The organism is Microvirga makkahensis (assembly GCF_009830105.1).
GTDB lineage: Bacteria > Pseudomonadota > Alphaproteobacteria > Rhizobiales > Beijerinckiaceae > Microvirga > Microvirga makkahensis.
In genome coordinates this window covers 68,824-91,250 of the sequence record NZ_WURB01000005.1, presented here as the reverse complement: position 1 = coordinate 91,250, position 22,427 = coordinate 68,824, and the positions used below count along the sequence as shown (strand labels likewise).

Sequence of the window (22,427 nt, the reverse complement as noted above, 5' to 3'; positions counted from 1 at the left end):
GAGAAGGCAAGGGAGAGGATAGCGCCAGACAAAGCAAGAGCGTGCGAACGCTTCATGGGGTTCACCTACAAGACTTAGGATTTTTGAAAGCAGGCTGAAGAACATCAGCCTATATCCATGAAGACGCAGAGGAACGAATTTGGTTCCTAGTCCTAATTCGGCAAAAATTCTCCTCGGGTTAACCGAATTTAAACGCAAATCGGCACGGCTACACACATAGCCAGATCCGACAGACTTTCATTTACTAAGGAGAGCGGGATTTGAGGAAGAAGAACTCTGAAGGATGACGATCCCTCAGAGGGCACTATGGTCAAGACCGCAGCGAAGTGCCTTCGCGCTGAGAACAGGTTTCGCTCCGAAACAGTTCCACTTGCATTGAGAAAACTCTCGACCTCTCTCTTCACGCCTCCGGGCGACACCCATGGATGTCAGCCAAGGCCCGCGCGGATTTCCGTGCCATCGCTGAGAGCACCAAGATATTCCCGTCTCCACCGCGCGAAACCTACCGCGTCCAGATCAACACGCTGGCTGGGGCCCTGCTTGGAATGGGGCCGTTGCCCGTCGTGCATTCTCTTGCAGAGATCACCACGGCCGAGGATGTCAGGTCTGCCGCTTATGCGCGCGCCGTGTCGGCGGCGCCGTGAGCGGATCGTCCGGCCAGGGATGCTTGGGGTATTGCCCACGCATGTCGGCCCGCACCGCCGCCCATGACCCGCGCCAGAAGCCCGGCAGATCACGGGTGATCTGGATGGGACGCTGCGCCGGCGAGAGAAGGTGCAGGATGAGCGGAACGCGCCCCGCCGCGATGGTGGGATGCCTGTCGAGGCCGAACAGTTCCTGCACGCGCACCGCGAGGACGGGCCCTTCCGGCGAGCCATAATCGACCGGGATCTGCGAACCCGTCGGCACCTCGACATGCGACGGCGCCTCGGCGTCGAGGCGCCGCTGGAGGTTCCAGGGCAGAAGACCGCGCAGGGCCTCGCTGAGGAGGTCGGCGCCGATCTCGCTCAGACCGCTCTTTCCCACAAGATGTGGCGCCAGCCATTCATCCGCCGTCGCGGTCAGCGCCTCGTCGGAGAGGTCGGGCCATTCGTCGCCCTCCGCCCTGCGCAGGAACATCACGCGGTCGCGCCACTGCGCCAGCGCCTTGGACCAGGGCAGCACGTCGAGCCCCAGGGACAAGAGCCCCCTGGCAAGAGCGCGCGCGGCCTCCTCCGTCGCGGGGACCTTCAGCGGACGTTCACTCAACACGAGCGCCCCGAGGCGGCGCACGCCGCGGGCGCGCAGCGCCTTCGCCTGCCGGTCGAAGGCGATCTCGTCCCTCTGCTCCATCCTGTCCGCAAAGGCAGCCTCGATCTCCTCCACGGCGATCGGAGCGGCGGCGAGGATGCGGGCGGAGGCCGCGCCGCCCGCGATCTCGGCAATGGCGAGAGCAGGCTCCTTCGCCAGACGCTCGTGCGCCTCCAGCAAAGCGCCGCGCCCGTTCGCCATCAGATATTCGCCCGGCTTGCTCCGCGCCTTGGCGAGGCGATCGGGATAGGCGAGCGTGAGCAGGGCGCCGAAGGAGCGGGGCTCGCCTTTGGCAGGAGCCGTCCGGCTTCCTGCCCAGTTCTCGGCCATGCGCCGCATGTCCTCCGCGCGCCGCGAGCGGTCGCGGCGGAAGCGCTCGACGCGCTCGGTCAGATCCACCGCGTCGCCGCCGAGCCCACGCTCGACGAGAACGGCAGCGAGGTCCGCCGCGTCGCGCGCCTGCCCGCTCTCGCCCGCGCTCAGGACCATCCGGGCCAGGCGCGGCGGCAGAGGCAGGTCGCGCAGGCGCCGCCCCGTCTCCGTGATGCGCCCCTCGCCATCGAGCGCGTCGAGCTGTTGAAGCAGCGCGCGCGCTTCCTTCACGGCGGGAGCGGGTGGCGGATCGAGGAAGGCGAGCGTGGACGGATCCGTGACACCCCAAGCCGCGCAGTCGAGGAGCAGCGGAGCGAGATCGGCCGACAGGATCTCGGGGCGCATGAAGGCCTCGAGCGCACCGGTCGCGGCCTCCTCCCACAGTCGGTAGCAGACCCCGGGCTCCGTTCTACCGGCACGGCCGCGGCGCTGATCGGCGGCGGCGCGCGAGACGCGCACGGTCTCGAGGCGCGTCAGGCCGATATTCGGCTCATAGACGGGTACGCGGGCAAGGCCCGCATCGACGACCACCCGCACGCCCTCGATGGTGAGCGACGTTTCCGCGATGGACGTGGCGAGCACGATCTTGCGCCGGTCGGGCCTGGCGGGGCTCACCGCCAGATCCTGCACAGCCCGGTCGAGCGCACCGTAGAGCGGCGCGATGTCGATAGCGGGATCGGCGATGCGTTCGCGCAGCATGGTCTCGACGCGCCGGATCTCCCCCTGCCCCGGCAAGAATACCAGGATCGATCCTGTCTCAGCGCGAAGAGCGCGGGTGACGGCATCCGCTACCTGATCCTCGATGCGCCGATTGGGGTCGCGCCCGAGATAGCGGGTCTCCACCGGATAGGCCCGCCCCTCGGACTCGATCACCGGTGCATCCCCCAGGAGCTTCGCCACGCGTGCGCCATCGAGCGTCGCCGACATGACGAGCAGGCGCAGGTCCTCGCGCAGGCCGCCCTGCGCATCAAGGGCGAGGGCAAGACCGAGATCGGCATCGAGAGAACGCTCATGAAACTCGTCGAACAGCACGGCTGCGGTGCCGTCGAGGGAGGGATCGTCGAGGATCATGCGGGCGAAGACGCCTTCCGTCACCACCTCGATCCGCGTCCTGCGGCTCACCTTGGAGCCCAGGCGGACGCGAAGGCCGACCGTCTCTCCCACCGGCTCCCCCAGCGTCTGGGCCATGCGCTCCGCCGCGGCCCGAGCCGCCAGGCGGCGGGGCTCCAGCACGATGATCTTTCCGCCCCCCACCCAGGGCTCGTCGAGCAGGATGAGCGGCACCCGTGTGGTCTTGCCCGCACCGGGCGGGGCGACCAGCACCGCATTGGCGCTGCTGCGCAGGCTCGCCGAAAGATCGGCGAGCACCGCATCGATGGGCAGAGAGGTATCGAAAACGCGCATGCCGCCTGATGGCGCAAGCCGGCCCGAAGAGCAAGCCTGCCTCAGACGGGAAAGCCGTATCGCCGCAGCTCCACGGCGAGATCGACCTGCTCGTCGGGATAATGGATCGCGTGCATGCCCACCGCGCGGGCCGTTTCGACATTGGCCCGCGAATCGTCGATGAACACGCAATCGGCCGCATCGAGCCCGTAGCGGTCGACCAGGAGGTGGTAGATGGCGGGATCGGGCTTCAGAAGCCGCTCGTCGCCCGAGACGATCACCCCGTCGAATCCTGCCAGGAAGGGAAAGAGCTCCTTCGCAAGGCTGAACTTGGGCCCCGAGAAGTTGGTGATGGAGTAGTTCGGCACCCCGGCCCCCCGCAGCCGCAGGAGCAGGGCCACGTTCTGCTCGTAGGTCCCCGAGATGGTTTCCGGCCAGCGCTCGTGGAAGGCGCGAATCGCGCTCTCATGCCGAGGATGCTCGTTCACGAGAAGGGCGACCGCCTCGTCCCAGTCGCGGCCTCTGTCCTGCTCCACGTTCCAGGCCGGTGTGCAGACATGGCCCAGGAACCACTCCATCTCCGTCTCGTCCTCGAAGATGGTGCGGTAGAGATGGCGCGGATCCCAGCGCAGCAGGACGTTGCCAATATCGAAAACCACCGTCGTGGGTTGCCGAGTGTTCACGATTGCCCCTCTTGCCCGGTCGTCAGGCCCTTATCTCTTCGGCCATCGCTTGGCCATTCGCCGATCGGACATGGCGGCCGTGAACGCCGCCCCTGCCCTCATCCCGCCGGAGGCGGAGCCGGCGCCGGCCGGGCGGGGAGAACCGCTCCCCGCCCAGCCCCCGTCGCACAGGCCCTGAAGGCGATCAGCCGCCGATGTTGTAGGCCGCCAAAGCCGCCATGTTGACGATGTCGTTGTCGGTGGCGCCGAGCGAGACGATCTGCACCGGCTTGTCGAGCCCCACCACGAGCGGCCCCATGACCATCGCGCCGCCGAGCTCCTGCAGCAGCTTGGTGGAGATGGATGCGGAGTGGAATGCGGGCATGACGAGCACGTTCGCAGGCCCGGTCAGGCGGCTGAAGGGATATTGCGCCATGAGATCGCGATTGAGCGCCACATCCGCCGCCATCTCGCCGTCGTATTCGAAATCGACTCGCAGGTCGTCGAGGATCTCCACGGCTTCCTGGATCTTCTCGGCGCGCTCGGCGCGCGGATGACCGAAGGTCGAGAACGACAGCAGCGCCACGCGTGGCTCGTAGCCGAGGCGGCGGGCCACCCCTGCGGCTTCCATGGCGATTTCCGCCAGCTCCTGCGCATTCGGCATTTCGTGGATCGCGGTATCCGCCACGAGAACCGTGTGCCCGCGCGCGAGGCAGAGCGAGACGCCGATGACCCGGTGGCCGGGCTTGGCGTCGATCACATGCCGAACATCGGCGAGCGCCGTCGAATAGTTGCGGGTCGCGCCCGTCACCATGGCGTCCGCATCGCCGAGCGCGACCATCGAGGCCGCGAAGTGATTGCGGTCCTGATTGATCAGGCGCTGGCAGTCGCGGAACAGATAGCCCTTGCGCTGCAGGCGCTCGTAGAGGAACTGCGCATAGGTGCTGTTGCGATGGGAGAGGCGTGCGTTGTGGATCTCGATGCCTTCGCGGCCCTCGAGGTCGATGCCGGCCTGCGCAGCCGTCTCGTAGATCCGCTCCTCGCGTCCCACGAGGATGGCGCGGCCGAGTCCCTGGTTGACGAAGGACAGAGCGGCGCGGATGACCTTCTCCTCCTCGCCCTCGGCGAAGACCACGCGCTTGGGCATCTTGCGCACCCGCTCGAAGATGCGGTTGAGCGTCCCGGCGACGGGATCGCGCCGCGCGGAGAGCTGCGCCTTGTAGGCTTTCATGTCCACGATGGGACGGCGGGCTACGCCCGTATCCATGGCCGCCCGGGCCACCGCCATCGGAATGGTGTGGATGAGACGCGGATCGAAGGGGACGGGTATGATGTAGTCGCGGCCGAAGCGTGGCCGCGCGCCCTGGTAGGCTGCCGCGACCTCGTCCGGCACGTCCTCGCGGGCGAGCTCGGCCAGCGCCTGCGCGGCCGCGACCTTCATCTCCATGTTGATCGTGGTAGCCTGCACGTCGAGGGCGCCGCGGAAGATGTAGGGGAAGCCCAGGACGTTGTTGACCTGATTGGGATAATCCGATCGTCCGGTGGCGATGATCACATCATTGCGGATGCGCGCCACTTCCTCGGGCGTGATCTCCGGATCGGGATTGGCCATGGCGAAGATGATCGGATTGGGCGCCATGGACCGGATCATGTCGTCCGTGAAGGCGCCCTTTGCGGAAAGGCCGAACACCGCGTCCGCTCCGTTCAGCGCATCGGCCAGCGTCCGCGCATCCGTCTCGGCGGCGTGCGCGGACTTCCACTGGTTCATGCCCTCCGTGCGGCCTTTGTAGATGACGCCCTTCGTGTCGCAGAGGATCACGTTGTTGGGCGCGAAGCCCATGGCCTTCAGAAGCTCGGTGCAGGCGATGCCGGCAGCCCCCGCGCCGTTCACCACGAGCCTGGTCTCAGCCATGTCCCGGCCGGTGAGATGCAGCGCGTTGATGAGCCCCGCGGCGGCGATGATGGCCGTGCCGTGCTGGTCGTCATGGAAGACGGGAATGTCCATGAGTTCCCGCAGGCGTTCCTCGATGATGAAACATTCGGGCGCCTTGATGTCCTCCAGGTTGATGCCGCCGAAGGAGGGGCCCAGATAGCGGACGCAGTTGATGAAGGCATCAGCGTCCTCCGTGTCGACCTCGAGGTCGATGGAATCCACGTCCGCGAAGCGCTTGAAGAGAACCGACTTTCCCTCCATCACGGGTTTCGACGCCAGCGCGCCGAGATTGCCGAGCCCCAGGATCGCCGTGCCGTTCGAGATCACCGCCACCATGTTGGAGCGCGTGGTGTAATCGAAGGCGCATGCCGGGTTTTCCGCGATCGCCAGCACCGGCACCGCCACGCCCGGTGAATAGGCCAGGGACAGATCCCGCTGGGTCGCCATCGGCTTCGTGGGCACGACCTCGAGCTTGCCGGGTCTGCCTTGGGCATGGAACTGCAGCGCCTCCTGGTCGGTGAAGGTGGGGCGCTTGCGGCGATTGAAGGACGTTTCTTCGGTCATGGGACTTTCGTGTTTCTGGCCACAGGGCGCGTGTTCGAAGGGGGATGCGACCATAAGGCCTAGGGCAGCCCGTCTCAAGACTTGTGCACACCCTTTGCCCGGCGTCCAGGATACGGGTGAAAGGGAGAGCAGGCTTTGCTACATAGGGCGGATGTCGTCCCAAGCCCTGTACCGAGCCTCCGACCGAAACGAGCAGACCAGTCCCGCCGGCCAGAAGCCCGCGCAGGACAGCCGCGTCACGCCCATGATGGCGCAGTATATCGAGATCAAGGCCGCCAATCCGGACAGCCTGCTGTTCTACCGGATGGGGGATTTCTACGAGCTGTTCTTCGAGGATGCGGAAATCGCGAGCCAGGCGCTCGGGATCGTGCTCACCAAGCGCGGCAAGCATCTGGGGCAGGACATTCCCATGTGCGGCGTGCCGGTGGACCGGGCGGACGATTACCTTCAGAGGCTCATCGGCCTCGGCCACCGGGTCGCCGTCTGCGAACAGACCGAGGATCCGGCCGAGGCGAAGAAGCGCGGCTCCAAATCCGTGGTGCGCAGGGACGTGGTGCGCCTCGTCACCCCCGGCACCATTACCGAGGAGCGCCTGCTGGAGCCGGGTCGCGCCAATTTCCTTCTGGGCCTGGCCCGCCGCCGCATCTCCGATACGCAATGGTGCTACGGCCTTGCCGCCGTGGACATCTCCACGGGCCATTTCGTCCTGAGCGAGACCGATGCCACGGGCCTGCCCGCGGAAATCGCCCGCTTCGAGCCACGCGAGATTCTGGTGCCCGACGTCATCCACGACGACCCGGAGCTTTCCGGCTTCTGGCGGGAGACCCGGGCGTCGATCACGCCGCTCTCCCGGGACGGGCTCGATCCGGCCTCTGCGGAGCGGCGACTGAAGGAGTATTTCGGCGTCGCCACCCTGGACGCCTTCGGATCCTTCGGCCCGGCCGAGATCACGGCGGCGGGCAGCGTGCTGTTCTACATCGAGAAGACGCAGATCGACAGCCGCCCGGTTCTCAACCCGCCGTCTCGCGAAACCGCCGGGGCGGCGCTTGCCATCGATGCGGCGACCCGCGCCAATCTCGAACTCACGCGCACGCTCGCGGGCGAGCGCGCCGGCAGCCTGCTCGCGACCATCGACCGCACGGTGACTCCGGGCGGAGCCCGCTGTCTCGCGGAGCGGCTGGCGGGTCCCCTCACCGATTCCGACTTGATCCGCGAGCGGCAGGATGCGGTGGCCTTCCTGGCGGAGAACGCGGATCTGCGCGAGCGCCTGCGGCGCATCCTCAAGCGTTCGCCGGATCTGGCGCGGGCCTTGTCGCGCCTCAGCCTCGGGCGCGGCGGGCCGCGCGACCTCGCCTGCGTGCGAGACGGGTTGTTCGCGGCGCGCGAACTCGGGCTCGAACTCGCCATCACGCCGGATCTGCCGAAGGAGCTTTCAACGAATGCGCGGCAGCTCCAGTCCCTGCGCACGGACGTGGCGGACAGGCTCGCGGCTGCGCTCGCGGACGAGTTGCCGCTGCTCAAGCGCGACGGCGGCTTCGTGCGCGCCGGATACGACGCCAATCTCGACGAGCTGCGCGAGCTGCAGCAGGATTCCCGCCGCTTCATCGCGGCGCTCCAAGCACGCTACGCCAGCGATACCGGCTGCCGCACCCTCCGGGTGAAGCACAACCACATGATCGGCTATTTCGTCGAAGTGCCGCAGAACGTGGGCGAGGATCTGCTGAAGGATCCCTTCAAGGACATCTTCATCCACCGCCAGACCATGGCGGGCGCCATGCGCTTCTCCACGCAGGAACTGGGCGAGCTGGAGGCGAAGATCGCCTCCGCCGCCGACCGCGCCCTGAAGATCGAACTCGGCCTCTTCGACGAGATGGCGCAAGAACTTCTCGATCTTTCGGGCGAGGTCGCCTCGGCCGCCGGGGCCATCGCCGTGATCGACGTGACGGCCGCCTTGGCCGATCTCGCCGTGCGGCTCGACTGGACCCGGCCCGTCGTCGACACGAGCCTCGCCTTCGCGGTGAAGGGTGGCCGCCATCCGGTCGTCGAGGCGGCCCTCAAACAGGAAGGTACGGCCTTCATCGCCAACGACGCCGACCTCTCGGGCAAGGATGCAGGCCGCATTCTGCTGATCACCGGCCCGAACATGGGCGGAAAGTCGACCTACCTGCGCCAGAATGCGCTCATCGTCGTTCTGGCTCAGATGGGTTCCTTCGTTCCTGCGAAGGAGGCGCATATCGGTGTCGTCGACCGCCTCTTCTCCCGCGTGGGGGCAGCCGACGATCTCGCCCGCGGCCGCTCGACCTTCATGGTCGAGATGGTGGAGACCGCCGCCATCCTCAATCAGGCGACGGCGCGCTCCCTCGTCATCCTCGACGAGATCGGCCGCGGCACGTCCACCTTCGACGGCCTGTCCATCGCCTGGGCCGCCATCGAGCACCTGCACGAGGCCAATCGCTGCCGCGCGCTCTTCGCCACGCATTTTCACGAACTGACCGCCCTCGCCGAGAGGCTGCCGCGCATTCACAATGCGACGCTGAAGGTCACGGAATGGAACGGAGACGTGGTGTTCCTGCACGAGGTGGTGCCCGGCGCCGCCGACCGTTCCTACGGCTTGCAGGTGGCACGCCTTGCCGGCCTTCCCTCGGCGGTGGTCGAGCGCGCGAAGACGATTCTGAGCGAGCTCGAGAAATCGGACAGGGAGCACCCGAAGCGGGCGCTCGTCGACGATCTGCCGCTCTTCGCCGCCCCGGTTCGCTCGCAGCCCGCCAAGGCCCCGCAGAAGGACATTCTGCGCGAGGCTCTCGACGCGCTCGATCCCGATCAGATGACGCCACGGGAAGCGCTCGAGGCGCTCTACCGGTTGAAGGCTCAACGATAGGAGATAAGGGTCTTAGGACAGCTTGGAGCTGCTGTCCTCGCGGCTGTTCGCATCAAAAGGGACGAACGTCATCCGGTCCGTGCCCCTGGGTTCATGCTCCTGCTCGGCGGTGACATAGGCCAAAGCCTCCTGCACGCCGCGCTCAGTATAGGGCTTTGCGATCACGCCGCGCGCTCCGGCAAAGTCCTCGGGGATGCGCTTGGCATTGGCCGTCATGAACAGCACGGTCACATGATGCTGGTCGGAGAGATTACGGGCGACGTCGATCCCCGTTAGCCCGTCGGCCAGGTGGATGTCCACGAAGGCGAGATCGGGCGCAAGCTGCTGGCCGAGGGCGATGGCTTCGCCCGACGTGGCGGCAATCCCAACCACGTCGTGTCCTGCGTCCTGAAGCAGACTCTCGAGCTCCAGCGCGATCAGGAACTCGTCTTCGACGATGAGGATGCGTAAAGGCTTCACGTTACTCAACCCGTGCCTCCCCGGCATCCCGCGGCATGAGAGATACAAGAAACTCAACCGCCTTACGTGGCCTTCGGGCACGGCAAGTCAACCGATTCCTGATCCGTTGGTCTTGCATATTCCCAAAGATGATTTGCAGCGGTTGCGATCGGCAGCTGTGGTAGTGCGCCGCCTCCTGCTGCCCTGCCTCCTGAAGGGGGGCTCCGGCGCGTGGCGAAGCGAACTGGGAGAACATGGCGTTCATGCTCGAGGAACTGAGAACCCTGCGCTTTCGCGCATACGGAACGCCCCCATCCTGGCATCTCTTTTTGCCATGATCGTTAGTCTCTTCACGGAACGGCCATCCCCTTGAGCGGGCCGGCGGCAATGGCACCGGCACAGTCTGACTCAACGTCATGAGGCCAGAACGGTTCCACGGCTTTTCCGAGGATTTCTCCGAAGTGGACGAGGTTTGTGAAACACTATCGCACTTGATTGTGCCGCGTTAAAGTTGCCCCCGCTTGCGGGGGGTTGAGCCTGATGGTCACGCGCGTTTCTACTGTTGCCTTCGAGGGAATCGAAGCGCGCACGGTCGACGTGCAGGTGCAGATCTCCCCAGGCACGGTCGCCTTCACGATCGTCGGACTGCCCGACAAGGCCGTGGCGGAATCTCGCGAACGGGTCCGCTCGGCCCTGATCGCCTCCGGCCTTGCCCTTCCGGCGAAGCGCATCACCGTCAATCTCGCTCCCGCAGACCTTCCAAAGGAAGGCAGTCATTACGATCTTCCCATCGCTCTTGGCATCATGGCCGCGATCGGCGCCATCCCGGAGGATGCCCTCAACGGCTTCACGGTACTGGGAGAACTGGCGCTCGACGGCTCCATCACCTCCGTGGCCGGCGTGCTGCCTGCTGCTATGGCGACCGTGGAGCGCCACCATGGATTGATCTGCCCGCAAGCTTGCGGGCCGGAGGCGGCCTGGGCCAGCCGCGAACTCGAGATCCTGGCCCCGCGCTCGCTGATTCAGCTCGCCAACCACTTCAAGGGCACGCAGGTCATGAGCCGGCCGGAGCCCGCCATCATGCCGGCCTCCAGCACGCTGCCGGATCTGCGCGACATCAAGGGGCAGGAAAGCGCCAAGCGAACCCTCGAGATCGCCGCGGCAGGCGGGCACAATCTCCTGATGAGCGGGCCTCCGGGTGCAGGAAAGTCCATGCTCGCCCAGCGCCTGCCTTCGATCCTGCCTCCGCTCTCGCCCCGTGAACTCCTGGACATTTCGATGATCCAGTCCGTAGCGGGCCTGTTGGCGGACGGCGCGCTCTCGAACCGGCGGCCCTTCAGGGCCCCGCACCACTCCGCCTCCATGGCCGCCCTCGTCGGCGGCGGTCTCAATGCCAGACCCGGTGAGGCGTCGCTGGCCCATCACGGTGTTCTTTTTCTCGATGAGCTTCCCGAATTCCAGCCTCAGGTGCTCGACTCCCTGCGCCAGCCCCTGGAGACGGGGGAAATCCTGATCGCGCGGGCGAATCACCGGGTGACCTATCCGGCCCGGTTCCAGCTCGTGGCCGCCATGAATCCCTGCCGGTGCGGGCAGGGAACGGAACCCGGCTATGTCTGCCGTCGCCAGCCGAACGAGCGCTGCATCGCGCAATACCAGGCGCGCCTGTCCGGTCCGCTCCTCGACCGGATCGACCTGGCCATCGACGTGCCCGCCGTGACTGCGGCAGATCTCATTCTGCCGCCTCCGGAAGAAGGTTCTTCCCAGGTTGCCGCCAGAGTGGCCGCGGCACGCAGGCGGCAGGAGAAGCGGTATTCCGCCTTGAAGGAGAAAGGCATCATGACCAATGCCGCCTGCCCCCCGGCCCTCCTCGAGGACGTGGCGCAGCCGGATCCGGATGGGCTCGCCCTGATCCGCGATGCCGCCAATGCCATGCGGCTCTCGGCGCGCGGTTTCCATCGGGTTCTGAAGGTAGGCCGGACGCTTGCCGATCTCGATGGGGAAGAGCGCATCCGGCGCATCCATGTGGCAGAAGCCCTCTCCTACCGGGCCCATACGGACTGCCGGTCGGCGGCATGACCCCATGAACCCACAAGGCGTTGTTGTGAGAGGATACGCCACTTGTGATAGATTTCGTCACACAACGGTTTGAAACGATGGCTATGTCACGGCGAAAGGCCGGCACGACCACCGGCCGCCTGGCCCACGAGACCTCGATGACTTCTTCTCTGCTGAACGGCATGACAGCTTCCATGAAACCGGCGCTGGCGCCCGCCTTGAAGGGCTTTCGCGAAATGGTGAGGAGAACCGTCCGCCATTACGGCAGCTTCGACCCCGTGCTCGGCCGGATCGGCTCCCTGGAAGTGCGCCTGGCGACGACAGCCCAGGAAATTCGCCAGGCGCAGAAGCTGCGCTTCAAGGTCTTCTACGAGGAGATGTCGGCCGTGCCGCGGGGAGCCGCCCTGCTCTCGCGTCGGGATGTGGATGAATACGACGCCATCTGCGACCATCTTCTCGTCCTCGATCACGATACGAAGGCAGGTCCCCTGCAGCGCGCGAAGCCGAAGGTAGTCGGCACTTACCGTCTTCTGCGCCAGGATGTGGCGGAACGTCATCAGGGTTTTTACACCCGCGGCGAATACGACATCGCTCCCCTTCTGAGGGCGCATTCCTCATTGCGGTTTCTCGAACTCGGCCGCTCCTGCGTTCTCGAGTCCTATCGCAACAAACGCACCGTCGAATTGCTGTGGCACGGCATCTGGGCCTATGTGCTCAACTACAAGGTCGATGTGATGATCGGCTGCGCGAGCCTTGAGGGCACGAACCCGCAGGAACTCGCCCTGCCCTTGAGCTTCCTCCATCATTATGCCGCCGCACCTGCCGAGTGGCGGGCTGAAGCCCTGCCCGAGCGCTTTACCCGGATGGACGTTCTGCCGAAGGAGGCCATCGATCCCAAGGCGGCGCTGCATGCCCTGCCGCCTCTGATCAAGGGTTATCTGCGGCTCGGCGCGAGCTTCGGATTCGGTGCCGTGATCGACAAGCAATTCGGCACGACGGACGTGCTCGTCATTCTGCCGGTCTCCGCGATCAACCCGCGCTACATCGACCATTTCGGCCCGGCCGCAAACCGTCACGCGGCGTGAGCGCGTTCGCCAGGCTCGCAAACGGATAGAGCATCGGATCGGCCCCAACGGAGCAGGTCCATTTCTCACGTCCGACGCTCTGGTCGCTCGCGACTGGTGCAGGAACCCAGCTACACGCCGAGCGCGTCGCTGGTCGGATGATCCGCAACACGCCTGTCCCCCGGCCTGGGCGTTTCCGGGAGAAGCTGACCCGGTTGAGGGAAGCGAAACGCCCTCTTCAGCGAGGGCGCCTTCCGCCACCGTCAGACCAATTTCGCCTTTTGTGCGATTTCATCTGTATCCAGGGCTACGGCAATGGCATGGATCACGGCCGCGATGCGCATTGTGGTGTGTCCCGCCTTCCCTCCCAAACCGTCATTGCGGGATGTCCTGCTCATGTCCTTGGATGCACATGTCGCCGGCATGATGACGAGCCTGAAACATGCATGAGCTGAATGAACGGCCCGATGGACAAGACCGGCCTCCTGCCCGCCTCCCGATCAACCCGCTCGACCTCGATTGTTGCGGCCCGACCGCGAACCGTCACGCCGCGGAGTTGGACTCACCCGCTGCATGGAGCGCAGCGAGACCTTCGCGATAGGTGGGATAGCGCAGGCGCACGCCGAGCTCGTCCTTGATCAGGCGGTTCGAGACACGCTTGTTCTCTGCATAGAAGCTCAGCGCCATGGGGCTCATCCGCGCTGCCTCGAAGGCGGTTTCGGGCGGCGGTTCGGCGCCCGCCAGCCGGGCGGCATAGGCGACGACATCCTGCGGAGGCGCGGGCTCGTCATCGGTCACGTTGTAGATCGCACCGGCGCGAGGCCTGCTCAGCGAAGCGACGAGCGTTGCGGCAATGTCGTCGACATGGATGCGGTTGAACACCTGCCCCGGCTTCACGATGCGCTGAGCGGTTCCCCGTGCGAGGCTGACGAACGCATTGCGTCCCGGCCCGTAAATTCCGGTCAGGCGGAACACGTGAACGGCCTGCCCCGTCTTGCGCCCCAGATCGAGCCATGCCTGCTCGGCGGCGAGGCGCTGCTCCGATGAGCGGCTTTGCGGCGCTGGAGGCGTCGTCTCGTCGATCCAGGCTCCGCCATGATCGCCGTAGACCCCTGTGGTGGAGAGATAGCCGATCCATGAGGCGCCGGACGATGCGATCCGTTCCGCGAAACGGTTCAGCGTGGGATCGCCCTCTGCATCGGGCGGCGCCGAGACCAGAATCGCCCCGGCACCCCGAAGATCGTCCCAAAGGCCGCCATCGCCCTCTGCAAGGGGATGCGCGGCCACGCCCTGAACCCTGAGATCCTGCGCCCTGCCGTCCTCACGTACCGTTCCGGCCACATGCGTCCAGGGGAAGGCCCGGATGAACGCCCGCGCCGTATAGCCGAGACCGAAAACGAATAGCCTCACGCCGCTACCTCCTCCTGTATCCCGAGGGCGCGGCTCCATTCCACACGCACATCCGCATCCTCCTCGCGCTCGAAGCGGCCGGCACCGAGGGATGCAATGGCCTCGCGCGGGAGCAGGCGGCCGACCGCCCAGACCGCCATGGCCCGCACGAGCGGGGAAGGGTCGTCGAGGAGGCGCGCGGCCTCATCGGCCAAAGCGGCATCGCCTGAATTGCCGATAGCGATGAGCACGTTCCGGATGAAGCGGTCCCGCCCCGTGCGCTTGATGGGCGTGCCGGAGAAGCGGGTACGGAATGCGGGATCGTCGAGGCGCGCCAGATCAGCGAGCGGCAGAGCGGCGAGGTCGTCCCGCTGCATGAGCTTCGCCTCGCGGCTCGCCTGGGCGAACTTGTTCCATGGACAGACGGCGAGGCAATCGTCGCAACCGAAGATGCGGTTGCCGATTCCGGGGCGCAGCTCCTCCGGGATGTGCCCCTTGTGCTCGATCGTCAGATACGAGATGCAGCGCCGCGCATCGAGCTGGAAGGGAGCCGGAAAGGCGTTGGTCGGGCAGATATCGAGGCAGCGCCGGCACGAACCGCAATGGTTGCGCTCAGGCTCGTCGGCGGGAAGCTCCGCCGTGGTGAAGATCGCGCCGAGGAAGAGCCAATTGCCGAATTCCCGCGAGACGATGACGGTGTGCTTGCCCTGGAAGCCCAGGCCCGCCGCTTCCGCGAGAGGCTTTTCCATGACCGGCGCCGTGTCCACGAATACCTTCACGTCGGACGAGGCCCTGGAGGCGAGGAAGCCGGCGACCTCCTTGAGCTTGCCCTTGATCACGTCGTGATAATCCCGGTTGCGGGCATAGATCGAGATCGACCCGCGATCCTTCTTGGCGAGCGTCGCCAGCGGATCGCCAGTAGGGCCGTAATTGACGCCCAGCAGAATGACGCTGCGCACGTCCGGCCAGAGCACGCGGGGATCGGCGCGGCGCTCGGCGGTGTCCGCCATCCAGTCCATGGAGGCGTGGCGGCCTGCCTCCAGCCACGCTTTCAGGCGCTCCGGCGCGAGCGGGATCGAATCCGGGGCAGCGATGCGGATCGTGTCGAAGCCGATCTGCCTGGCGCGCTCCACGAAGGCGCGCTTCAAGGCTTCGCCGTTCCTCCCCACCCCTGCCGCATGGTCCGGGCGAACGACCGGGTCCCCCTCGTTCCGGTCGTGCTTTAGAAATCCAGATTGCCGTAGTGCTCCGCCGGCGCCATGCCCGGGACCCGATCCGCCAGGAGCGCGCGAAACGACGGCCGGGATTTCACCCGGGCGTACCACTCCTTCGCCGTTTCGTTCTCGTCCCATGGCACGTCGCCGAGATAATCCACCACAGAGAGATGGGCAGCCGCCGCCAGATCCGCATAGGTCATCTGGTCGCCGGCCAGCCAGTTTCTCTGAGCAATCAGGAAGCCGATATATTTCAGATGGTATCGCACATTGGTCCGCGCGGCGCGAATCGCGCCCATATCCGGCGGACCGCCGCCCAATTCCGCGGGCATGAACCGCTTATAGATCTTTTCTGTGGCAAGGTAGTCGGAAACCTCCTCGTGGAATTTGCCGAGAAACCAGTCGAGCAGGCGGCGCACCTCGACCCTTTGCGCGATGTTCTGCGGCAGGAGCCTCCGGCCGTTCAGCCCCTCCCCCTGTACATCGTCGAGGTAACCCGCAATACCCCGCGCTCCCGGAACGGCCAAGCCGCTGTCGTCGACCAGAACGGGGAGAGTCCCGGCGGGGTTCATCTCCAAAAAGGGGATGCGCCGTTCCCACGGCTTCTCCTCGACGAGTTCCGTCGCGAGACCTGTTTCCGCGAGAATAAGGCGCGCGAACCGCGAATGCGGACAGAAGGGGTAAGAATGCAGGATGGCCATGAATGATGTGAGCGCGAAACAGGCGGCGAGAATAAGGCCGCGCCCTGTTAACGGGCGGTAAGGAATTTTGGTGAATCTCATGCTCCAGACGCATGAAGACGGCCTTGATGCTGCAATGCTTTCTTGACACGTCCGGGGACGCCCCTGCATCTGGCGCCGTTTCAAGGATTTTCAACGATGGCGAATATCATCGAGGCGCTCTTCCTGGGCCTCATCGAAGGACTGACAGAATTCCTGCCTGTCTCCTCCACCGGTCATCTGCTGCTTGTCGGCCACTTCCTCGGGTTCGAGTCCACGGGCAAGACTTTCGAAGTTCTGATCCAGCTGGGCGCGATCCTCGCAATCCTCTCGGTCTATTTCAACAAGCTCTGGACCATCGCCAAGGCCCTGCCCTACCATCCCGATGCGCGGCGCTTCGTGATCGGTGTCGTCATCGCCTTCCTGCCGGCGGCGCTCATCGGCGCGGTGCTGCACGGCTTCATCAAGGAGGTGCTCTTCGATCCCTGGATCGTGTGCATGACCCTGATCGCGGGCGGCTTCGTGCTCCTCCTGGTCGACCGCATGCCTCTGGACGCCACGCATGACGACGCGACCCGCTTCCCGCTGCCCATGTACCTGAAGATCGGCATTCTCCAATGCCTTGCAATGATCCCCGGCGTGTCACGCTCAGGCGCCACCATCGTCGGCGCCATGCTGATGGGCGCCTCGAAGCGGGCGGCGGCGGAGTTCTCCTTCTTCCTGGCCATGCCCACCATGGCGGGAGCCTTCACCTACGACCTTTTGAAGAACTACAAGATCCTCTCGGCCAACGACGCCGTCATCATCGTGGCGGGCTTCGTCGCCGCCTTCGTCGCAGCCGTGGTCGTCGTGAGGACGCTGCTGGATTACGTCTCCCGCCACGGCTTCACGCCGTTCGCCTATTGGCGGATCGTCCTCGGCGCGGCGGGATTGGCTGGCCTCATCGCCTTCGGCTGAGCCATGCCGGCGCGTGACCAAGCCCTCGCCGTTTCGCTCGCCGCCCTGACGGCGCTGATCGTGACGGCGCTGGCCGTCTTCGCGGCCGTTCCCGCCTCGCTACCGCAGAACCGCCGCGCCGCGCCCGGGCCCGCCTGCTCCGAATGGACAGACGGCTGCATCGTCTGCGCCCGCACCCCGCAGGGACTCGCCTGCTCGTCGCCCGGCATCGCCTGCGTGCGTCAGGCACCGCGCTGCTTGAGGCCTTGAGCCCTCCCAGAAGCTCACGGAATCGTCTTGTCCGGGTAACGGCAGAGATCGTTGACCGGGCAGCGCCAGCATTCGGGTTTGCGGGCCTTGCAGATGTAGCGCCCGTGCAGGATGAGCCAGTGATGGGCGTGGAGCCGGTACTCGTCCGGGATCAGCTTCTCGAGCGCTTCCTGCGTCTCCAGCGGCGTCCTGGTGATGGCGAGGGGCAGCCGGTTCGTGACCCGGAAGATATGCGTATCCACCGCCACCCGCGGGTCGCCGAAGGCGATGTTGACCACGACGCTCGCAGTCTTGCGGCCTACCCCTGGCAAGGTTTCCAGGATCTCGACGGAATTGGGCACCTCGCCGCCGAACTCCTCGACGAGGCGCCGGGACATCGCCATGACGTTCTTCGCCTTGGTGTTGAAGAAGTTCAGCGTCCTGATGTGCTGCCGGAGCCCCTCCTCGCCGAGCTCCAGCATCTTCTGCGGCGTATCGGCGATGGGGAAAAGCCCCTTCGTCGCCTTGTTGACGCCCACATCCGTAGCCTGGGCGGAGAGCGCCACGGCCACGAGGAGCGTATAGGGATTGGTGTAATCCAGTTCGCCCTTGGGCTCCGGGTTCGCCTCCTTGAGGCGGCGGAAGATCTCGATCATGGTAGCCCTGCCGACAGGCTTCGGCGCCCGCAACCGCAACGCTTTCCCGGCAGCCTTCGCCGGCACGGCGGCTTTCGGCTTCGACGGAGAGGTCGACGGGGGTTTGCGGCGGATTGGCTGCTTCAGATCGGTCATTCTCGCGTTATATCTGGACCATGGCAGTCAGCAAGGCGACATTTGAGGATGAGGCCGACCGGTTCGAGAAGCCGGTGTTCTCGGCCGTCATCCGCCCGCACCGGTCCTTGAGCCCTCGCGGGTTCAGGATCCTGATGGCGTTGGTCTGCCTGGTCTCCGTCGCCGCCAGTCTTCCCTTCGTTTTCATGGGCTTCTGGCCCATCGCGGGCTTCTTCGGCCTGGACTTCCTGGGTCTTTATATCGCCTTCCGAGTCAGCTACCGGCAGGGACTGGCCTTCGAGCAGCTGGAGCTGACGCCGATTCGCCTCCTCCTGCGCAAGGTCAGCGACCGGGGTGAGGCGCGCGAATGGCAGTTCAACCCGCTCTGGACCCGCCTCGACCGCGAGGTCGATGACGAGTTCGGCCTGCAGAAACTGGCGCTGATCTCCCGGAATCAGCATGTCGTGATCGCTCGCGACCTTTCCCCGGAGGAGCGGGAAACCTTCGCCGATACCTTCGGCCGCGCGCTTTCGGACGTGAAGCGGGGCTATTGAAGCTTCAACCATCAGAGCACTGATCGGCGCAACGAAGTTGCGACATGCATCGGGTGAAAGGCTTCCCGATGAAACGCTTCAAATCCCTGGCATTGGCACTTCTCGTCAGTGTGGTTGGACTTTCCGCACTTGTGTTTGGACCGGGCATCGTTGTGGTCAGGTTCGTTCATCATGAATTTCCCGGTGGCAGCCTCACCCCCTGCGGGGGATTCTCCGATGTCCCTCGAGCCGGGCACCGGCAGCCAATATTTCATGAGACAGATTTATGCGGATTCCGGGGTCGCTTCGACATGCGCCTCCCCTGATGGGGCTGTCACGAGGCAAATGGATTACGTCACTTTGGGCAAAGACCATCATGTCGACCTGGAAGTCGATGGCTGCAACGTGAAGAAAGTCACCGTATCGCGGTTTCCATCACTCCTCCTCTCGCCAGCGCCACAGAAATCGGGTGTCGCCTCCTCCCGGGACCGCCTAGAGTGCCTGCAAGAGGACAACGCCATGCTCGATACCTTGCGCGACATCACCATCGAACCCGGCCATCTCAGCATGCCGGAGGAGCCTCAGGCCGATTACGAGCGGGTGCGCCGGATCATTGCGTTCATCTCAGAGCGCTGGCGGGAGCAGCCCTCGCTGGAGGCCATCGCGAACCATGTGGGGCTTTCCACCACCCATGTGCATCATCTCTTCCGGCGCTGGGCGGGCCTGAGTCCCAAGGCCTTTCTCCAGGCGATCACGCTCGACAACGCCAAGGCTCTGCTGGCCGCCTCCGCCAGCGTGCTGGACGCCGCCTACGAGGTCGGCCTGTCCGGCCCCGCCCGGCTGCACGACCTGTTCGTGACCCACGAGGCCATGACGCCGGGGGACTACAAGGCGGGCGGAGCGGGCCTGACCATGCGCTACGGTTTTCACCCCTCTCCCTTCGGCGAGGCGATCCTGGTGGCCACAGAGCGGGGCCTCGCGGGTCTGGGCTTCGTGGACGACGGCGACAGACAGGCGGCGCTCGACGACATGACCCGTCGCTGGCCGAGGGCGCTCTACGTGGAGGACGAGGCCGCCACCGCGCCGCTGGCCGGGCGCATCTTCGACCCGTCGCAATGGCAGGCGGAGCAGCCCTTGCGGGTCGTGCTGATCGGCACCGATTTCGAGGTGAGGGTCTGGCAGACACTGCTGCGCATCCCCCGCGACCGGGCCACTACCTATTCCGACATCGCCCGCCACATCGGCAAGCCCGCCGCAGCCCGAGCGGTGGGGGCGGCGGTGGGCAGGAACCCCATCTCCTTCGTAGTTCCCTGCCACCGGGTGCTCGGCCGTTCCGGCGCGCTCACGGGCTATCATTGGGGCCTCACCCGCAAGCAGGCGATCCTGGGGTGGGAAGCGGGGCGTGCTCAATGAAGAAGCCTTCCGCCATCCGCAGCGGCCTTGCGCCGGTGCCCCCGACTCCCCGAGGCGCGGAGGCTTTCCGATCGGGCTGGCTGGAACTGATCCCCGGATCGGGTCCAGGACGGCCATGACGAGGGGAGCATCGTTACGCCGGGACACATCAGGACAGGGCGAACAGCCCTCTCCCCGCTTAGCGATAATGGCCATACTTGGGGCAGAAGCATAAAGATCATAAGCCTCAGCCACTTACCCCTATTGCAGCTCTGCAACAGAGCCCGGCTCTGACGCAATGACGCCAACTCACCGTCAGGATCGTCTTGCGGCGTTCAAAACCCCTTCTTATATCAGCGCCAGCAGGGCCGTTCCGGTTGGGGCGTCTTGTGAAGTCATTCAACATGTAAGCCATGGGCCGGGCTGCTTTCAGGGTCCGGCGGTCTGCTTGAAAGTGAGGGATCCCGCCATGGGTAAGGTCATTGGTATCGACCTCGGCACCACCAATTCCTGCGTCGCTGTCATGGAAGGCACGACGCCCAAAGTCATCGAGAACGCGGAAGGCACCCGGACGACCCCGTCCATCGTGGCCTTCACGGACGAAGGCGAGCGCCTCGTCGGCCAGCCGGCCAAGCGCCAGGCGGTCACGAACCCGTCGCGCACATTCTTCGCCATCAAGCGCCTGATCGGACGCACCTTCGAAGATCCCATGACCAAGAAGGACATGGGTCTCGTGCCGTATCACATCATCAAGGGCCCGAACGGCGACGCATGGGTCGAGGCCGACGGCAAGCAGTATTCGCCGTCCCAGATCTCCGCCTTCACCCTGCAGAAGATGAAAGAAACCGCGGAGGCCTATCTCGGCCAGCCGGTGACGCAGGCCGTCATCACGGTTCCCGCCTATTTCAACGACGCCCAGCGCCAGGCCACCAAGGACGCGGGCAAGATCGCCGGCCTCGAGGTCCTGCGCATCATCAACGAGCCGACCGCTGCGGCGCTGGCCTACGGCCTCGACAAGAAGCAGTCCGGCATGATCGCGGTCTACGACCTCGGCGGCGGCACCTTCGACGTGTCGATCCTCGAGATCGGCGACGGCGTGTTCGAGGTGAAGTCGACGAACGGCGACACCTTCCTCGGCGGTGAGGACTTCGACATGCGCCTCGTCGAGTATCTCGCGGCCGAGTTCAAGAAGGAGCAGGGCATCGACCTGACCAAGGACAAGCTCGCCCTTCAGCGCCTGAAGGAAGCCGCCGAAAAGGCGAAGATCGAGCTGTCCTCGGCCGCTCAGACCGAGATCAACCTGCCCTACATCACCGCGGATGCGTCCGGTCCGAAGCACCTGGCCCTCAAGCTCTCGCGCGCCAAGTTCGAGCAGCTCGTGGACGACCTCGTTCAGAAGACCATCGAACCCTGCCGCAAGGCCCTCAAGGACGCGGGCATCTCCGCCGGCGACATCGACGAGGTGGTCCTGGTCGGCGGCATGACCCGCATGCCGAAGATCCAGGAAGTGGTGAAGAACTTCTTCGGCAAGGAGCCCCACAAGGGCGTGAACCCGGACGAGGTCGTGGCCATCGGCGCGGCGATCCAGGCGGGCGTGCTCCAGGGTGACGTGAAGGACGTCCTCCTCCTCGACGTGACCCCGCTCTCGCTCGGCATCGAGACGCTCGGCGGCGTGTTCACCCGCCTGATCGAGCGCAACACCACGATCCCGACCAAGAAGAGTCAGGTCTTCTCGACCGCGGAAGACAACCAGAACGCGGTGACGATCCGCGTCTTCCAGGGCGAGCGCGAAATGGCGGCGGACAACAAGCTGCTCGGCCAGTTTGACCTCATGGGCATTCCGCCCGCACCGCGCGGCGTGCCGCAGATCGAGGTGACCTTCGACATCGACGCGAACGGCATCGTGAACGTCACGGCGAAGGACAAGGCGACCGGCAAGGAGCACCAGATCCGCATCCAGGCGTCGGGCGGCCTCTCGGACGCCGACATCGAGAAGATGGTGAAGGACGCCGAAGCCCACGCCGAGGAGGACAAGAAGCGCCGCGAGCTCGTCGAGGCGAAGAACCAGGGCGAAAGCCTCGTCCACGCCACCGAGAAGTCGCTCGGGGAGTATGGCGACAAGGTGTCTGAGTCCGACAAGCAGGGCATCACCACCGCCATCGACGCGCTCAAGCAGGCTCTCAACGGCGACGATGCCGAGGTCATCAAGGCCCGCACCACGGACCTGATGCAGGCTTCCATGAAGCTGGGTGAAGCCATGTACCAGGCTCAAGCCAATGCCGGCGAGGCCGGCGCGCAGCCCGAGGGCGACGACAACGCCCAGAAGGACGACGTCATCGACGCCGACTTCCAGGAAGTCGACGAAGGCGACAAGAAGAAGCGCGCTTAAACGCCATGCGCACCTTTTGAAATGAATTCGGCACCCGGTTGCGAACGCCGGGTGCCGTTTTCGTGAAACGGCTTGAAACACCAATGACCGATCATTCGACCAAACGTCACGCTGCATGGGTTCGCCCCGATGCCGTGGGCTGCTGTGAGCACCCGGGTCCGATCGGCAGCACAACGGAGCGATTGAAAGCTCCCAGG

At 65.4% G+C, this 22,427-nt stretch carries 17 protein-coding genes; 9 read left to right on the top strand and 8 right to left on the bottom strand.

Annotation, left to right across the window (positions count from 1 at the left end; genetic code table 11):
* Positions 1-600: 600 nt before the first annotated feature.
* The 3 genes from hrpB to GR328_RS08755 all read right to left on the bottom strand — a co-directional run bounded on the left by hrpB (position 601) and on the right by GR328_RS08755 (position 6,204).
* Positions 601-3,066 carry an ATP-dependent helicase HrpB gene (hrpB, locus tag GR328_RS08765; protein ID WP_160884149.1) on the bottom strand — a complete coding sequence of 822 codons (2,466 nt, stop codon included), beginning with the start codon at positions 3,064-3,066 and terminating at the stop codon, positions 601-603.
* Between the two features lie 41 nt (positions 3,067-3,107).
* Positions 3,108-3,728, bottom strand: coding sequence for an HAD family hydrolase (locus tag GR328_RS08760; protein ID WP_343039330.1), 621 nt, complete (start codon positions 3,726-3,728; stop codon positions 3,108-3,110).
* A gap of 184 nt (positions 3,729-3,912) precedes the next feature.
* A complete protein-coding gene (locus GR328_RS08755; RefSeq protein WP_160884148.1) occupies positions 3,913-6,204 on the bottom strand; it encodes an NADP-dependent malic enzyme in 2,292 nt (763 codons plus the stop codon).
* Between the two features lie 151 nt (positions 6,205-6,355).
* On the opposite strand from GR328_RS08755, the gene mutS reads away from it, so the two are divergent.
* Positions 6,356-9,082, top strand: a complete 2,727-nt coding sequence (gene mutS / locus GR328_RS08750) for a DNA mismatch repair protein MutS (protein WP_160884147.1) — start codon at positions 6,356-6,358, stop codon at positions 9,080-9,082.
* A 12-nt stretch (positions 9,083-9,094) separates the two neighbouring features.
* On the opposite strand, the gene GR328_RS08745 is transcribed toward mutS, so the two are convergent.
* Positions 9,095-9,568 (bottom strand): response regulator, encoded by a 474-nt coding sequence (locus GR328_RS08745; protein WP_205789853.1) that lies wholly within the window; start codon positions 9,566-9,568, stop codon positions 9,095-9,097.
* A gap of 492 nt (positions 9,569-10,060) precedes the next feature.
* Between GR328_RS08745 and GR328_RS08740 the strand changes: the two genes are divergently transcribed.
* Together GR328_RS08740 and olsB are read left to right on the top strand one after the other, a co-directional pair.
* On the top strand, positions 10,061-11,596 hold the full coding sequence (locus tag GR328_RS08740) for a YifB family Mg chelatase-like AAA ATPase (RefSeq protein WP_160884145.1): 1,536 nt from the start codon (positions 10,061-10,063) through the stop codon (positions 11,594-11,596).
* Between the two features lie 137 nt (positions 11,597-11,733).
* Entirely contained in the window at positions 11,734-12,660 is a 927-nt protein-coding gene (gene olsB / locus GR328_RS08735; protein ID WP_160884144.1) for a l-ornithine N(alpha)-acyltransferase, read from the top strand.
* Between the two features lie 522 nt (positions 12,661-13,182).
* On the opposite strand, the gene GR328_RS08730 is transcribed toward olsB, so the two are convergent.
* The 3 genes from GR328_RS08730 to GR328_RS08720 form a co-directional block, all read right to left on the bottom strand.
* Positions 13,183-14,049 (bottom strand): NAD-dependent epimerase/dehydratase family protein, encoded by an 867-nt coding sequence (locus GR328_RS08730; RefSeq protein ID WP_160884143.1) that lies wholly within the window; start codon positions 14,047-14,049, stop codon positions 13,183-13,185.
* Positions 14,046-15,176, bottom strand: a complete 1,131-nt coding sequence (gene queG / locus GR328_RS08725; RefSeq protein ID WP_205789851.1) for a tRNA epoxyqueuosine(34) reductase QueG — start codon at positions 15,174-15,176, stop codon at positions 14,046-14,048. The genes GR328_RS08730 and queG overlap by 4 nt, the downstream gene beginning before the upstream one ends.
* A 74-nt stretch (positions 15,177-15,250) precedes the next feature.
* Positions 15,251-15,943: a glutathione S-transferase family protein gene (locus GR328_RS08720; RefSeq protein ID WP_160884391.1), complete on the bottom strand. Its 693-nt coding sequence runs from the start codon at positions 15,941-15,943 to the stop codon at positions 15,251-15,253.
* 177 nt (positions 15,944-16,120) lie between these two features.
* Between GR328_RS08720 and GR328_RS08715 the strand changes: the two genes are divergently transcribed.
* Both GR328_RS08715 and GR328_RS08710 read left to right on the top strand, forming a co-directional pair.
* Positions 16,121-16,918, top strand: a complete 798-nt coding sequence (locus GR328_RS08715) for an undecaprenyl-diphosphate phosphatase (protein ID WP_160884141.1) — start codon at positions 16,121-16,123, stop codon at positions 16,916-16,918.
* A gap of 3 nt (positions 16,919-16,921) precedes the next feature.
* A complete protein-coding gene (locus GR328_RS08710) occupies positions 16,922-17,167 on the top strand; it encodes a hypothetical protein (protein WP_160884140.1) in 246 nt (81 codons plus the stop codon).
* A gap of 14 nt (positions 17,168-17,181) precedes the next feature.
* On the opposite strand, the gene nth is transcribed toward GR328_RS08710, so the two are convergent.
* The gene (gene nth / locus GR328_RS08705; RefSeq protein WP_343039344.1) at positions 17,182-17,868 is read right to left on the bottom strand and encodes an endonuclease III; all 687 of its coding nucleotides are present in this window, start codon (positions 17,866-17,868) and stop codon (positions 17,182-17,184) included.
* Here nth and GR328_RS27240 point away from each other — a divergent pair.
* From GR328_RS27240 to dnaK, 4 genes are all read left to right on the top strand, one after another.
* Positions 17,801-17,983 carry a hypothetical protein gene (locus GR328_RS27240; RefSeq protein WP_246215796.1) on the top strand — a complete coding sequence of 61 codons (183 nt, stop codon included), beginning with the start codon at positions 17,801-17,803 and terminating at the stop codon, positions 17,981-17,983. The genes nth and GR328_RS27240 overlap by 68 nt on opposite strands.
* A complete protein-coding gene (locus GR328_RS08700; protein ID WP_160884138.1) occupies positions 17,958-18,470 on the top strand; it encodes a DUF2244 domain-containing protein in 513 nt (170 codons plus the stop codon). Before GR328_RS27240 ends, GR328_RS08700 begins: the two co-directional genes overlap by 26 nt.
* A gap of 546 nt (positions 18,471-19,016) precedes the next feature.
* Complete coding sequence (locus GR328_RS08695) at positions 19,017-19,862, top strand: bifunctional helix-turn-helix domain-containing protein/methylated-DNA--[protein]-cysteine S-methyltransferase (RefSeq protein ID WP_246215780.1); 846 nt, start codon at positions 19,017-19,019, stop codon at positions 19,860-19,862.
* A gap of 448 nt (positions 19,863-20,310) precedes the next feature.
* Complete coding sequence (dnaK, locus tag GR328_RS08690) at positions 20,311-22,230, top strand: molecular chaperone DnaK (RefSeq protein WP_160884136.1); 1,920 nt, start codon at positions 20,311-20,313, stop codon at positions 22,228-22,230.
* The last annotated feature ends 197 nt before the right edge of the window (positions 22,231-22,427 follow it).

Excerpts from the sequence above, each read along its gene's own strand:
- dnaK (WP_160884136.1), top strand. The coding sequence starts at position 20,311 with ATGGGTAAGGTCATTGGTATCGACCTCGGCACCACCAATTCCTGCGTC.
- GR328_RS08745 (WP_205789853.1), bottom strand. The coding sequence starts at position 9,568 with ATGCCGGGGAGGCACGGGTTGAGTAACGTGAAGCCTTTACGCATCCTC.
- GR328_RS08695 (WP_246215780.1), top strand. The coding sequence starts at position 19,017 with ATGCCGGAGGAGCCTCAGGCCGATTACGAGCGGGTGCGCCGGATCATT.
- GR328_RS27240 (WP_246215796.1), top strand. The coding sequence starts at position 17,801 with ATGGTAGCCCTGCCGACAGGCTTCGGCGCCCGCAACCGCAACGCTTTC.
- GR328_RS08710 (WP_160884140.1), top strand. The coding sequence starts at position 16,922 with ATGCCGGCGCGTGACCAAGCCCTCGCCGTTTCGCTCGCCGCCCTGACG.
- GR328_RS08755 (WP_160884148.1), bottom strand. The coding sequence starts at position 6,204 with ATGACCGAAGAAACGTCCTTCAATCGCCGCAAGCGCCCCACCTTCACC.
- GR328_RS08700 (WP_160884138.1), top strand. The coding sequence starts at position 17,958 with ATGGCAGTCAGCAAGGCGACATTTGAGGATGAGGCCGACCGGTTCGAG.
- GR328_RS08720 (WP_160884391.1), bottom strand. The coding sequence starts at position 15,943 with ATGGCCATCCTGCATTCTTACCCCTTCTGTCCGCATTCGCGGTTCGCG.
- GR328_RS08715 (WP_160884141.1), top strand. The coding sequence starts at position 16,121 with ATGGCGAATATCATCGAGGCGCTCTTCCTGGGCCTCATCGAAGGACTG.
- mutS (WP_160884147.1), top strand. The coding sequence starts at position 6,356 with ATGTCGTCCCAAGCCCTGTACCGAGCCTCCGACCGAAACGAGCAGACC.
- GR328_RS08740 (WP_160884145.1), top strand. The coding sequence starts at position 10,061 with ATGGTCACGCGCGTTTCTACTGTTGCCTTCGAGGGAATCGAAGCGCGC.
- olsB (WP_160884144.1), top strand. The coding sequence starts at position 11,734 with ATGACTTCTTCTCTGCTGAACGGCATGACAGCTTCCATGAAACCGGCG.
- hrpB (WP_160884149.1), bottom strand. The coding sequence starts at position 3,066 with ATGCGCGTTTTCGATACCTCTCTGCCCATCGATGCGGTGCTCGCCGAT.